Here is a 12,959-nt window from a genome sequence, read left to right as displayed (position 1 = left end):
GAGGCGGCGTCAGATGCCGAGGTCGTTCTCGAACGAGCCCTCCTCGAGGCGCTCCTTGATGGCCACCAGGAAGCGGGCGGCGTCGGCACCGTCGACCGTGCGGTGGTCGTACGACAGCGCGAGATAGACGGTGGAGCGGATCGCGATGGCGTCCTGGCCGTCGACCTGCACGACGGCCGGCTTCTTCGAGACGATGCCGGTCCCGAGGATGGCGGTCTGCGGCAGGAAGACGACGGGGGTGTCGAACAGCGCGCCGCGCGAGCCGGTGTTGGTCAGCGTGAAGGTGCCGCCGGCGAGCTCGTCGGGCTTCAGCTTGTTGTTGCGGGTGCGCTCCGCGAGGTCGCCGATGGTGGAGGCGATCTGCGCGAGCGAGAGGTCCGCGGCGTTCTTCAGGACGGGCGTCAGGAGTCCGCGCTCGGTGTCGACCGCGATGCTGATGTTCTCGTGGTCGGGGTAGACGATCGAGTCGCCGTCGAGCGTGGAGTTGATGACCGGGTAGGCCTTCAGCGCCTCGGCGGCAGCGAGCGCGAAGAACGGGAGGAAGGACAGCTTGGCGCCGGTCTTCTCCTGGAAGCTCTTCTTGACCGAGTCGCGGAAGCGGGCCACGGCGGTGACGTCGACCTCGACCACCGAGGTGAGCTGAGCAGTCGACTGCATCGACTCGACGGCGCGCTGGGCGAGCACCTTGCGCAGACGCGACATCGGCTGCGTGGTTCCGCGCAGGGGCGAGGTCTCGAGCGGCGTGCGCGCGGCCTTCGCCGCCGCGGCGGCCGGAGCCGAGACGGGAGCAGGGGCCGACTTCGCGGCCTCGACGGCGTCGAGCACGTCCTGCTTGCGGATGCGACCGCCGACTCCGGTGCCGGTGAGGGTCGTCAGATCGATGCCGTGCTCGCTCGCGAGCTTGCGGACGAGCGGCGTGACGTAGCCGGGGTTCGAGTCGGTCGGCTCGGGAGTCGTCGCGGGTGCCGGCGCAGCCGAAGCGGCGGGCGCCGGTGCGGCCGCGGCCGGAGCCGGGGTGGACGGCGCAGGAGCGGAGACCTCGGGCGCGGGCTTCTCCGCGGCGGGAGCAGGCTCGGGCTCGGCGGGCGCGGGGGCCTCCTCCTCGCTGTCGGAGTCGACCGAGGGGGTCTCGACCTCGGTGGGCTCGGTCTCGGCGGCGGCGACCTCGGGGGCCTCCTCCGCGGGAGCCTCGGGCTCGGCCGCGGCAGCGGCTCCCGAACCGTCGCCGATGCGCACGAGCTCCGCACCGACCTCGACGGTCTCGTCCTCCTGGACGAGGATCTCCTCGATGACACCGGCCACGGGCGACGGGATCTCGGTGTCGACCTTGTCGGTCGAGACCTCGAGCAGGGGCTCGTCGACCTCGACGCGGTCCCCGACGTTCTTCAGCCAGCGGGTGACCGTTCCTTCCGTGACACTCTCTCCGAGTGCCGGGAGGCTGACGGATTCGCTCATGAGCCTGTCTCCTTAAGACGCGTTGTTCGATCTTCAGTGTATTGAAACGGGAGCAGCGGGTCGCCGCTCCCGGTGGTTCTAGAGGGCGTGCAGCGGCTTCCCCGCCAGGGCGAGGTGCGCCTCGCCGAGCGCCTCGTTCTGGGTGGGGTGCGCGTGCACGAGGGGGGCGACGTCCTCCGGGTGGGCCTCCCAGTTGACGATCAGCTGGGCTTCCCCGATCAGCTCGCCCACGCGGGCGCCCACCATGTGCACGCCCACGACCGGCCCGTCGACGAGCCGGACGACCTTCACGGAGCCGGTGGTGCCGATGATGGTGCTCTTCGCATTGCCGCCGAGGCCGTAGTCGTAGCTCGCCACGCGGTCGGCACCGTACTCGGCCACGGCGCGGGCCTCGGTGAGTCCGACCGAGGCGACCTCGGGATCGCTGTACGTCACCTTGGGCACGTTGACGTCGGCGACGATCTGCGGTCCGAGCCCGGCGATCTCCTCCGCCACGAAGATCCCCTGCTGGAAGCTGCGGTGCGCGAGCTGGAGGCCGGGGACGATGTCGCCGACCGCGTAGACGCCGGGCACCGTGGTCTGCAGGCGCTCGTCGGTGACGACGTAGCCACGGTCGAGGGTCACACCGACGTCCTCGAAGCCGAGTCCGGCCGTCACGGGACCACGGCCGACCGCGACGAGCAGGAGGTCGCCCTCGATCGAGGCACCGGACTCGAGCGAGACGGTGACGCCCGAGTCGTTCTGCGAGACGGAGGAGACCCGGGAGCCGAGAGTGAAGGCGATCCCGCGCTTGCGGAACGCCCGCTCGAGCTGCTTGCTCACGCTCTCGTCCTCGTTCGGCACGAGGTGGGGGAGTGCCTCGACGATCGTCACCTCGGCGCCGAACGAGCGCCAGACGCTCGCGAACTCGACTCCGATGACGCCTCCGCCGAGAACGACGACACGCTCGGGGACGTGATCGAGCTCGAGGGCCTGATCGCTGGTGATCACGCGGCCGCCGATCTCGATGCCGGGCAGCGTGCGCGACGAGGAGCCGGTGGCGAGTACGACGGTGGTGCCGTGCAGCACGTGCTCGCCGACTGCGACGGTCGAGGGCCCGGTCAGGCGGCCCTCCCCGTTCACGACCGTGATGCCGCGGGACGAGACGAGGCTCTGCAGTCCCTTGTACTTGCCTGCGACGACACCCTCGCGGTACCGGGTGACTCCGGCGATGTCGATTCCCTGGAACGAGGCCAGGACTCCGTACTTCTGCGCGTCCTTCGCACCGTCGGCCAGCTCTGCGGCGTGCAGGAGGGCTTTCGTCGGCACGCAGCCGCGGTGCAGGCAGGTGCCGCCGAGCTTGTCGCGCTCGACGATCGCGACGCTCATCCCGAGCTGGGTCGCGCGGAGGGCCGCTGCGTACCCGCCGCTGCCACCACCGAGCACGACGAGGTCGTAGCGCTCTTCCGACACCCAGTGACTCCCTTGCGACGTGCGGTTCCCCTCGCTCCCGGGCCGTTCCGGCGCAGTGCGCACGAGGCCGTGGGAGGGGGACGAGGCGGGTTGTCCCGCCCCGTCGACCCTACTACGCGCTCGCGAAGTGCTCGGCCAGGGCGAGGAGCGCCCTCACCGAGACACCCGTGGGGCCCGCGGCGGTGAAGCCGTACGCCCCGCCGGCGTTGTTCGCCGGTCCGGCGATGTCGAGGTGCGCCCAGGGGATGGTGGTGACGTCGTCGCCGTCGCCGCGCGTGCCGACGAACTCGCGGAGGAAGTGTCCGGCGATGAGCATGCCACCCGCGGTGTTGCCCGGCTTCACGTTGGCGATGTCGGCGACGTCCGAGTTGAGCAGGGGGCGCAGCTCGGCGGGCAGCGGCATGTGCCAGAACGGCTCGCCCTCGCGAGCAGCCGCGCTCAGCACCGTGCGGACCAGCTCGTCGTCGCCCATGACTCCGGTGTACCGGTTGCCGAGCGCGACGGAGGCAGCGCCGGTGAGGGTCGCGACGTCGATGATCGCGTCGGGCTGCTCCTCGCTCGCCGCGACGAGTCCGTCGGCGAGGACGAGGCGGCCCTCAGCGTCGGTGTTCAGGACCTCGACGGTGGTGCCTCCGCGGATCGTCAGGACGTCGTTCGGCCGGATCGCGGTGCCCGACGGCAGGTTCTCTGCGATGCAGAGCCAGGCGGTCACCCGCACCGGCAGGCGCAGCTCGGCGATCGCGCGGACGACCGCGTAGACGGTCGCGGCGCCGGTCATGTCGTACTTCATGCCGATCATCGAGGTCGGCGGCTTGAGCGAGAGTCCGCCGCTGTCGAAGGTGATGCCCTTGCCGACCAGCGCGAGGTGCTGGGCCGCTCCATCGGGGGAGTAGGCGACCTTCACGAGGCGGGGCGGGCGCGATGACCCGGCACCCACGCCCAGGATCCCGCCGAAGCCCTCCTCCTCGAGCGCCTTCTCGTCCCAGACGGTGACCTCGAGCGGGAGTCCCTCGACCCCGCTCTGCACGGCCTCGGCGAGCGACTGCGGATACAGGTGCGACGGAGGGGTGTTCACGAGGTCCTTGACCTCGGCGACGGCTCGGCCGATGGCGACGGCCCGCTCGAGGATCGCCGTGTCGGAGCCCGCCGGGGCGAGCACGACGGCCTTCTCGACCGGCTGCTTCACCGACTCCGCCGTGCTGCCGCGGAAGGCCGAGAAGGCGTAGGCGCCCAGTGCGGCCCCCTCAGCGACGGCAGCGAGAGCGCCGTCGGCCGTGACGGGCAGCGCGAGGGCGACGGAGCCGGTGCCCGCGAGCGAGCGCACGGCCTGCCCGGCGGCGGCGCGGAGCACCGGGGTCGACGGCTCGGCGGACCCGAGGCCGACCAGGACGAGGACTCCCGCACGCAGCGTCGAGGGGACGCGGAGCAGCGTCTCCACGGCGCCCGTCACACCGAGGGCCGGAAGGGCGCCCGTCAGCTCGTCGAGTCCCTCGACTCCGACGAGTCGCGGACCGTCAGGGCCCGGTGCGACCCCGATGACGAGGGCGTCGGAGTCGATGTCGGAGACGGGAACGGTCGAGAACTCGAGAGAGGAGAGGGGCATGCGCGCAATGCTAAGCGCTGTTCGCTGAGGGCTCAGCGCCGTCGCCCGGGCCCCCGCGCACCGCCGTCTACAGTTGATCCCATGCTGGATCCGGAAGAGCTGTTCGTGATCGAGGGCGACCTGTCGGAGGTTCCGCGCGGTCTGCACCTCGTCGCCGGACTCACCGGTTTCGCCGACGCCGGAGGCGCCGTGGGGCAGCTGGGGGAGTACCTCCTCGACACCCTGCAGCACCGGGTCGTGGCCGAGTTCGACCAGGATCAGCTGCTCGACTACCGTGCCCGGCGCCCGATCATCACCTTCGACCAGGACCACCTGACCGACTACCGGCCGGCCACCCTCCGTCTCTCGCTCGCGCACGACGAGCTGCACCAGCCGTTCCTGCTGCTGACGGGCTTCGAGCCCGATTTCCAGTGGGAGCGCTTCACCCGGGCCGTCATCGCGCTGATCGACCGGCTCGAGGTCGCGAGCACCACCTGGGTGCACGCGATCCCGATGCCCGTCCCGCACACGCGGCCGGTCGGGGTCACGGTCAGCGGCAACCGCGAGGACCTGATCGACGCGATGTCGGTCTGGAAGCCGCACACGCAGGTCCCCTCCAACGTGCTGCACCTGCTCGAGTACCGGCTCTACGAGCGCGGGCTGCAGGCCGTCGGCTTCGCCCTGCTCATCCCGCACTACCTCTCGGACACCGAGTATCCGCAGGCGGCCGTCGCGGCGCTCGAGAGCATCTCGGCCTCGACCGGCCTGATCTTCCCGACCGATCGTCTCCGCGAGAGCAATCGCGAGTTCCTCGCGAAGGTCGATGAGCAGGTCGCGGGCAATGAGGAGCTGCAGAAGCTGGTCGCCGCTCTCGAGTCGCGGCACGACACGTACATGGAGGGGACGAGCCTGCGCTCGCCGCTCACCGACGAGGACGGGTTCGTTCCGAGCGCTGACGCCCTCGCGGCCGAGCTCGAGAAGTTCCTCGCCATCCGCCGCCCCGGAGACGAGCCGGCCGCCTCCTGAGCCGGCGCTAGGCTCGGACGAGTGCGATCTTCTCGAGCCTGGTTCGTCTTCGGTGCTGGTGCGTTCGCCTACCTCGTCGCGGTCCTCAACCGCACCACGCTGGGGGTCGCCGGCGTCGACGCGGCCGATCGGTTCGGGGTGGCGGCGGCCGTCCTCTCGTCGCTCGCCGTCGTCCAGCTGATCGTCTATGCAGCGATGCAGATCCCCGTCGGGATCCTGATCGACCGGTTCGGGCCGAAGACGCTGATCGTGAGCGGCACCGCCCTCATGATGGCCGGCCAGATCGTGCTGGCGCTCGCCCCCACTATCGGCGTCGCGATCGGCGGCCGCATCCTCGTCGGTGCGGGGGACGCGGCGATCTTCACCTCCGTCATCCGGCTCACCGTCACCTGGTTCAGCGGTCCGCTCGTCCCGCAGCTCTCGCAGTGGATCGGCAACATCGGCCAGGTCGGGCAGATCCTGTCTGCGCTGCCGTTCGCGGCCCTCCTGCACACTGCCGGCTGGACACCCGCGTTCCTCTCGGCCGCGGGTCTCGGCGCTGCGGCGATCCTCGGAGTGATCCTGTTCGTCAGCGACGTGCCGCCGCGCACGGAGCCGATCGTCCTGGTGCCGCCGACGCTCCGGGCCACCGTCGCGCAGCTCGCCGTGAGCCTCCGGCGCCCGGGTACGCAGCTCGGCTTCTGGTCCCACTTCGTGACGCAGTCCTCGGGTACCGTCTTCACGCTGCTCTGGGGCTACCCGTTCCTCGTCTACGCCATCGGGCTCCCGCCGAGTGCGGCCGCGCCCACCCTGACGATCGTCGTCGTGGCCGGGATCGTGGTCGGCCCGATCCTCGGTGTGCTGACGGCGCGGCACCCGATGCGCCGGAGCAACCTCGTCCTCGGAATCGTCTCGACGATGGCCGTCGCGTGGACGGTCGTCCTGCTCTGGCCCGGGGTCCCTCCGTACTGGCTGGTCGTCCTGCTGCTGATCGTCATCGGTGTGGGCGGGCCCGGCTCGATGATCGGCTTCGACTTCGCCCGCACCTTCAATCCGACGCGGAGTCTGGGTGCGGCCAACGGTGTCGTGAACGTCGGCGGGTTCCTCGCGAGCTTCACGATGATGTTCGCGATGGGCCTCGTCCTCGACGGACTCGCCGGCCCGGGCGCCGACTCCGCTCAGCTCTACTCGATGGAGCACTTCCGGATCGCCTGGTGCGTCCAGTACGTCGTCGTCGGCGCCGGCGTCGTCGGACTCGTCAGCGCGAGGAGGAGGACCCGCCGTCGCCTCGCCGAGGACGAGGGAATAATGGTCGCCCCTCTGTGGGTTGCACTGAGTGACCGGCTCCGTCGTGGTCGCTCGGGGCGCTGACCGCCGCATCGGCTCGCTCCCCGACAGGATGTCCCGATCGAGATCGACCTCCCGGTGAGCGGATCCGTGCACGCCGAAGGGCTCGTCGGCACGATCGCACTACCCAGGCGTGCAATAATTGTCAATAGGACCCGTTCGGGTCGAGGAGCACCACGTCGGCATCCGGCGTGCGACGTCCCCGACTTGACATGGGTCCTCGTAATGCCCACCGACGGACGACGCTCTCCCGGCGCCGTCCGCTACCGGGACGCAACGGATGGAGAGGTGCCGCTATGGCCACCAGGACTACCAAGACAGCCACGCTCGACGCCGTCGACGACGACGCGACGACGACGACCGCCAAGAAGCCGGCAGCGCGCAAGCCGGCCGCCGCGAAGACCCCGCGCGCCCGCGCCTCCGCCAAGACGGCCGCACCCGCCGCCGAGGAGGAGACCGCCGACGCTCCCGAGCCCGACGAGGCCGACACGCCGGACGACGACGAGACCGAGACGGTCGTCGACGAGACCGAGACCGAGGTCAAGGACGACTCCGAGACCCCGGATGCCCCCGTGGTCGCCGTAGCCGCCGCCGCGGAGCCGCTCCCGAGCGGCGCCCTGGTGCTGTCGTTCGGCGGGGACGACGACGAGGTCCCGGTCTACTCGACCGCGATCACCGGAGCGACCGCCGACCCGGTCAAGGACTACCTCAAGCAGATCGGCAAGGTCGCGCTCCTGAACGCGGCCGAGGAGGTCGAGCTCGCAATGCGCATCGAGGCCGGCCTGTTCGCCGAGGACAAGCTCGCCAACTCGAGCGACCTCAGCCCGGAGCTCGTCCGCGAGCTGCGCTGGGTCGCGAAGGACGGGCAGCGCGCGAAGAGCCACCTGCTCGGCGCGAACCTCCGACTCGTGGTCAGCCTCGCGAAGCGCTACACCGGTCGCGGAATGCAGTTCCTGGATCTCATCCAGGAGGGCAACCTCGGTCTCATCCGCGCGGTCGAGAAGTTCGACTACACCAAGGGCTTCAAGTTCTCGACCTACGCGACGTGGTGGATCCGTCAGGCGATCACCCGCGCGATGGCCGACCAGGCGCGCACCATCCGCATCCCCGTGCACATGGTCGAGGTCATCAACAAGCTCGCGCGCGTGCAGCGCCAGATGCTCCAGGACCTGGGCCGCGAGCCCACGCCCGAGGAGCTCTCGCGCGAACTCGACATGACCCCCGAGAAGGTCATCGAGGTGCAGAAGTACGGCCGCGAGCCGATCTCGCTGCACACGCCCCTGGGTGAGGACGGCGACAGCGAGTTCGGCGACCTCATCGAGGACACCGAGGCCGTCGTCCCCGCCGACGCGGTGGGCTTCACGATGCTGCAGAAGCAGCTCGAGTCTCTGCTCGACTCCCTGTCCGAGCGCGAGGCGGGCGTGATCCGCATGCGCTTCGGCCTGGGCGACGGCATGCCCAAGACGCTCGACCAGATCGGCGACACGTTCGGCGTCACGCGCGAGCGGATCCGTCAGATCGAGTCGAAGACGATGGCGAAGCTCCGTCATCCGTCGCGCTCGCAGTCGCTCCGCGACTACCTCGAGTAGGCCGGTGATCCGCTACGCGCCGGCGGTCCTCCTCGGGAGGGCCGCCCGCTTCGCGGCGCGCGTCCGCAAGCCTGGCGGCGGGTCCGCCGTGCCGGGGCTCATCGTCAATCGAGTCGCTCCCGGGTTCCTCCCGGCCGTCCTCGACGGCTTCCCGGAGGGCCTCGTCGTCGTCACCGGTTCGGCCGGCAAGTCGACGACCACCAAGATGCTGGTGGCCGTCCTCCGTGCGCACGGACTGGCCGTGTTCACGAATCCGTCGACCGCGAACATCGCGCAGGGTCTCACCTCGGCGCTGCTCGAACGAGCGGATCTCCGAGGTCGCATCGACGCGGACATCGCCGTCCTCGAGATGGACGAAGGCCATGGTGCGCGACTCGCGCCGCGCATGAGCCCGCGGGTCGTCCTCTTGACGAACGTCGTCGTCGATCAGATCGACCGCTTCTTCGACCCGGCGATGGTCGCGCGCATGCTGGCCGAGATCGCCGAGCGGGCGACCGGTCCTGTGGTCCTCAACGCCGACGACCGGCACGTGGCCGAGATCGCGACCGCTCTGCCCACCGACGCCGTCCGCTGGTACGGGGTCTCCTCCGCTGTGCGGAGCGCCGCGACGGGGGGCCTCGGGTACGCGGCCGACGCGGACTCCGGCGAGGATCGCGCCACGACCGTCGTTGAGACGACATCGGGCGCGGCCGCCAGGATCGTCAGTGACGGCACTCCGCTCGAGGTGCGCCTTCCCGCCCGCGGCGTCCACTACGCCGTCGACGCCGCCGCGGCGGTCTCGGCCGCGCGCGCCGTGCTCGGCGAGCGCTTCGACGCGGGGACCGCCTCCGCCGCCCTCTCGTCGATCGACCCGGTCTTCGGACGCGGTGAGGTCGTCACGGTGCGCGGCCAGGAGGTGGAGTTCGTACTGGTGCAGAACCCGGCGAGCTACCGCCTGAATCTCGCTGAAATCCCGGAGGGGACCGAGCAGGTGATGCTCGCGATCGGTTCCGACGTGCGCGATCCGTCCTACTTCTGGCCCGTCGACACGGCGCGGCTCGGTCGCGTCAGGGTCGTGTCCGGCTCGAAGGCCCACGAGGCGGCGCTGCAGCTGCGCTACGACGGAGTCGAGATCGACGCCGTCGACGAGGACCTCGGCCGTGCTCTCGACGCGTTCCTCGCCCTGCCGACACCCGCCTCCGGTCGCAAGACCATCGTCTTCTCGGCTGATTCGATGCGCCGCACGCGGGCGCACCTGCAGCTCGCCTCCAACCGCGAGGAGGACTCGTGACCACTCTCCGCATCGGCGTTCTGGCGCCGGAGGTGCTCGACAGCAACGGCGACGCCGCGAACGCGCGCGTCCTGGTGGCTCGCGCCCGCTGGGCCGGGCTCGACGCCGAGCTGGTGCCGCTCCGCGCGGCCCAGGACTTCGCTGTCCGGCCCGATGTCGTCGTCGCGGGGACGGGAGCCGATCAGGACCTCCCGGGCGTGCTCGACCTCCTGCGCGAGACGGGCGCCGCTCTGCGGGGCTGGACGGCGGACGGGACCGAGGTCGTGGCGGTCGGCGCCGGCTGGCAGCTTCTGACGGAGTCGTTCGCCACGCCGACGGGAATCGTCACCGGCGCGGGCGTGTTCCCCGGACGCGCGGTCGCGGGCGAGCGGGTGACGGACGACCTCGTCGTCTCGTGCGGACCGCTCACCCTCGTCGGGTTCGAGAACCATGTCCGGCGCGTCGAGGGCATCGATCCGGCGCACGTGCTCGGCTCGGTGCTCCACGGGGTCGGGGACGGCGGAGGGGTCGAGGGCTACCGCGAGGGAGTGCTGCTCGGCACGCATCTGCACGGCCCGGTGCTGGCGAAGAATCCCGCGCTCGCCGATGCGATCCTCACCCGCGTCGCCGAGCGACGCTCGCTGACCTACACGACGACCGATGCTCGACTCCATGCCACCGATGAAACGGCACGAGCCGCCCGCGATGTGATCGCGAAGCGGCTCGGTGTCGGCCGGTAGGACGCTGGAGCGCCCGACGGCTATCGGCAGTGGTGGCTCAGGGACGCTGCTCCTCGAAGAGCCGCGCGGACTCGTCGTGCCAGCTCTGAGCGATGCTCGAGAGCTTCTCCTGGTACTTCTTGCCGTGGTGCGAGCAGAAGAGGAGCTCTCCGCTGTTCACCACGACGCGGATGTACGCCTGCGCGCCGCAGCTGTCGCAGCGGTCGGCGGCGGAGAGCTGGTGGGCGCCAGCGAGTTCGTCCACGCCGTTCTGGGTTGCTGTGGTCGACATGACTTGGCCTCCTGCACTCGTTCTTCGACTTCTTCTGCTTAGTGGAACCATCAAAGCACGCGATTGTTTCCGCACAGAGACGATCCCGCGGCATTTCGCTGTGCGCGTAGGTGCTCCGCGGTACTGGACCTGGTGCCGCGTCGCGGCGGGGGAGTGGCCGCCCGAAAGTAAACTGGCGGAATGGCCTCCTCCGATTACTCCGCTCGGCACCTCTCCGTTCTCGAGGGCCTCGAGGCGGTCCGGAAGCGCCCGGGCATGTACATCGGCTCGACCGACTCGCGCGGACTGATGCACTGCCTGTGGGAGGTCATCGACAACTCCGTCGACGAGGCACTGGCCGGTCACGGCTCGGAGATCAGCGTCGTGCTGCACGCCGACGACAGCGTCGAGGTCCGCGACAGCGCGCGCGGCATCCCGGTCGACATCGAGCCCAAGACCGGGCTGACGGGCGTCGAGGTCGTCTTCACGAAGCTGCACGCGGGAGGCAAGTTCGGCTCCGGATCGTACGCCGCCTCGGGCGGGCTGCACGGAGTCGGTGCCTCGGTGGTCAACGCCCTCTCGGAACGCCTCGACGTCGAGGTCGACCGTGACGGCCGCACCTACCGGATGTCGTTCCACCGAGGGGAGCCCGGCCGCTTCGCGGACGCGGGGGAGCCGACGCCCGACGCGCCGTTCACCCCGTTCGAGAACGGCTCCGAGCTGGACGTCGTCGGCAAGGTGAAGCGGGGCATCACCGGCACGCGCGTGCGCTACTGGGCCGATCGCCAGATCTTCACGAAGGGCGCGGCGTTCCAGACCGACGACCTCGTCACTCGCGCCCGGCAGACCGCCTTCCTCGTGCCCGGCCTGACGATCGACATCGTCGATGACCGCGAGGCCGAGCGGCGGGCCGAGATGTTCCGCTACGACGGCGGGATCTCGGAGTTCGTCGAGTTCCTCGCTCCGGATGCCGCAGTGACCGACGTCCTCCGGCTCACCGGCACCGGTACCTTCACCGAGACCGTACCCGTCCTCACTCCGGGTGGCGCGATGGTGCCGACCGAGGTCGAGAGGTCGTGCGAGGTCGACATCGCCCTGCGCTGGGGCACCGGCTACGAGACGGTGGTGCGCAGCTTCGTCAACATCATCTCGACGCCCAAGGGCGGCACGCACCAGACCGGGTTCGAGCAGGGGCTGCTGAAGCTCCTCCGCTCGCAGGTCGAGGCCAACGCCCGGCGCCTCAAGGTCGGCTCCGACAAGCTCGAGAAGGACGACGTCCTCGCCGGTCTGACCGCGGTGCTGACGGTGCGCCTCCCCGAGCCGCAGTTCGAGGGCCAGACGAAGGAGGTGCTGGGCACGCCGGCCGTGCGCGCGATCGTCGCGCAGACCATCACGTCGACGCTCGGCGCGATCTTCTCCTCGACCAAGCGCGAGGACAAGGCTCAGATGTCGCAGCTGCTCGAGAAGCTCGTGGCGGAGATGAAGTCGCGGATCTCGGCCCGTGCCCACAAGGAGACCCAGCGCCGCAAGAACGCACTCGAGTCCTCCTCGCTCCCGGCCAAGCTCGTGGACTGCCGCAGCAGCGACGTCGAGAACAGCGAGCTCTTCATCGTCGAGGGCGACTCCGCGCTCGGCACCGCGAAGAGTGCCCGCAACAGCGAGTACCAGGCGCTGCTGCCCATCCGCGGCAAGATCCTCAACGTGCAGAAGGCGAGCATCGCCGACATGCTCTCGAACGTCGAGTGCGCGTCGATGATCCAGGTCATCGGAGCGGGGTCGGGCCGCTCGTTCGATCTGAGCGCGGCGCGCTACGGCAAGATCATCCTGATGAGCGACGCCGACGTCGACGGCGCGCACATCCGCACGCTCCTGCTGACGCTGTTCTTCCGCTACATGCGGCCGCTGGTCGAGGCCGGGCGGGTCTTCGCCGCGGTGCCGCCGCTGCACCGCGTCGTCGTGATGAACGCGGGCAAGAAGCCGAACGAGACCATCTACACCTACTCCGAGAAGGAGCTGCAGAGCGTGCTCGCGGCACTGGCCAAGGCGGGACGCCGGTACCAGGACCCGATCCAGCGCTACAAGGGCCTGGGCGAGATGGACGCGGATCAGCTCGCGACGACGACGATGGACCGCTCGCGCCGCACCCTCCGGCGCGTGCGGGTGGCCGACGCCGAGAACGCCGGCCGAGTCTTCGAGCTGCTGATGGGCAACGACGTCGCTCCCCGCAAGGAGTTCATCGTCCGCGGTTCCGAGACCCTGTCCCGGGACCGCATCGACGTCTGACGACCAG

10 protein-coding genes are annotated in these 12,959 nt (G+C 70.3%); 6 read left to right on the top strand and 4 right to left on the bottom strand.

Going from position 1 to position 12,959, the window contains the following annotated elements; genetic code table 11:
* Nucleotides 1–9 precede the first annotated feature (9 nt).
* The 3 genes from sucB to ASG06_RS14600 all read right to left on the bottom strand — a co-directional run bounded on the left by sucB (nt 10) and on the right by ASG06_RS14600 (nt 4,510).
* Nucleotides 10–1,455: a 2-oxoglutarate dehydrogenase, E2 component, dihydrolipoamide succinyltransferase gene (gene sucB, locus ASG06_RS14610; RefSeq protein WP_056043778.1), complete on the bottom strand. Its 1,446-nt coding sequence runs from the start codon at nt 1,453–1,455 to the stop codon at nt 10–12.
* 78 nt (nt 1,456–1,533) lie between these two features.
* Complete coding sequence (lpdA, locus tag ASG06_RS14605) at nt 1,534–2,907, bottom strand: dihydrolipoyl dehydrogenase (protein WP_056043775.1); 1,374 nt, start codon at nt 2,905–2,907, stop codon at nt 1,534–1,536.
* Between the two features lie 112 nt (nt 2,908–3,019).
* Nucleotides 3,020–4,510, bottom strand: a complete 1,491-nt coding sequence (locus ASG06_RS14600) for a leucyl aminopeptidase (RefSeq protein ID WP_056043773.1) — start codon at nt 4,508–4,510, stop codon at nt 3,020–3,022.
* An 81-nt stretch (nt 4,511–4,591) separates the two neighbouring features.
* Between ASG06_RS14600 and ASG06_RS14595 the strand changes: the two genes are divergently transcribed.
* The 5 genes from ASG06_RS14595 to ASG06_RS14575 all read left to right on the top strand — a co-directional run bounded on the left by ASG06_RS14595 (nt 4,592) and on the right by ASG06_RS14575 (nt 10,419).
* Nucleotides 4,592–5,515 carry a proteasome assembly chaperone family protein gene (locus ASG06_RS14595; RefSeq protein WP_056043771.1) on the top strand — a complete coding sequence of 308 codons (924 nt, stop codon included), beginning with the start codon at nt 4,592–4,594 and terminating at the stop codon, nt 5,513–5,515.
* Between the two features lie 21 nt (nt 5,516–5,536).
* Nucleotides 5,537–6,865, top strand: a complete 1,329-nt coding sequence (locus ASG06_RS14590) for an MFS transporter (RefSeq protein WP_056043768.1) — start codon at nt 5,537–5,539, stop codon at nt 6,863–6,865.
* Nucleotides 6,866–7,137: 272 nt separating this feature from the next.
* Nucleotides 7,138–8,430, top strand: coding sequence for an RNA polymerase sigma factor (locus tag ASG06_RS14585; protein ID WP_056043765.1), 1,293 nt, complete (start codon nt 7,138–7,140; stop codon nt 8,428–8,430).
* Nucleotides 8,431–8,434: 4 nt separating this feature from the next.
* The gene (locus ASG06_RS14580; RefSeq protein WP_056043761.1) at nt 8,435–9,700 is read left to right on the top strand and encodes a Mur ligase family protein; all 1,266 of its coding nucleotides are present in this window, start codon (nt 8,435–8,437) and stop codon (nt 9,698–9,700) included.
* Nucleotides 9,697–10,419 carry a type 1 glutamine amidotransferase gene (locus ASG06_RS14575; protein ID WP_056043757.1) on the top strand — a complete coding sequence of 241 codons (723 nt, stop codon included), beginning with the start codon at nt 9,697–9,699 and terminating at the stop codon, nt 10,417–10,419. Before ASG06_RS14580 ends, ASG06_RS14575 begins: the two co-directional genes overlap by 4 nt.
* Nucleotides 10,420–10,456: 37 nt before the next feature.
* On the opposite strand, the gene ASG06_RS14570 is transcribed toward ASG06_RS14575, so the two are convergent.
* Entirely contained in the window at nt 10,457–10,690 is a 234-nt protein-coding gene (locus ASG06_RS14570) for a DUF7455 domain-containing protein (protein ID WP_056043754.1), read from the bottom strand.
* A 180-nt stretch (nt 10,691–10,870) separates the two neighbouring features.
* Between ASG06_RS14570 and ASG06_RS14565 the strand changes: the two genes are divergently transcribed.
* Entirely contained in the window at nt 10,871–12,952 is a 2,082-nt protein-coding gene (locus tag ASG06_RS14565) for a DNA gyrase/topoisomerase IV subunit B (protein WP_056043751.1), read from the top strand.
* Nucleotides 12,953–12,959 lie beyond the last annotated feature (7 nt).

The sequence above is a fragment of the Rathayibacter sp. Leaf185 genome (assembly GCF_001423885.1).
Lineage (GTDB): Bacteria > Actinomycetota > Actinomycetes > Actinomycetales > Microbacteriaceae > Rathayibacter.
The sequence above is the reverse complement of the archived record's forward strand: the minus strand, read 5'-3'. Positions and strand labels throughout refer to the sequence as shown.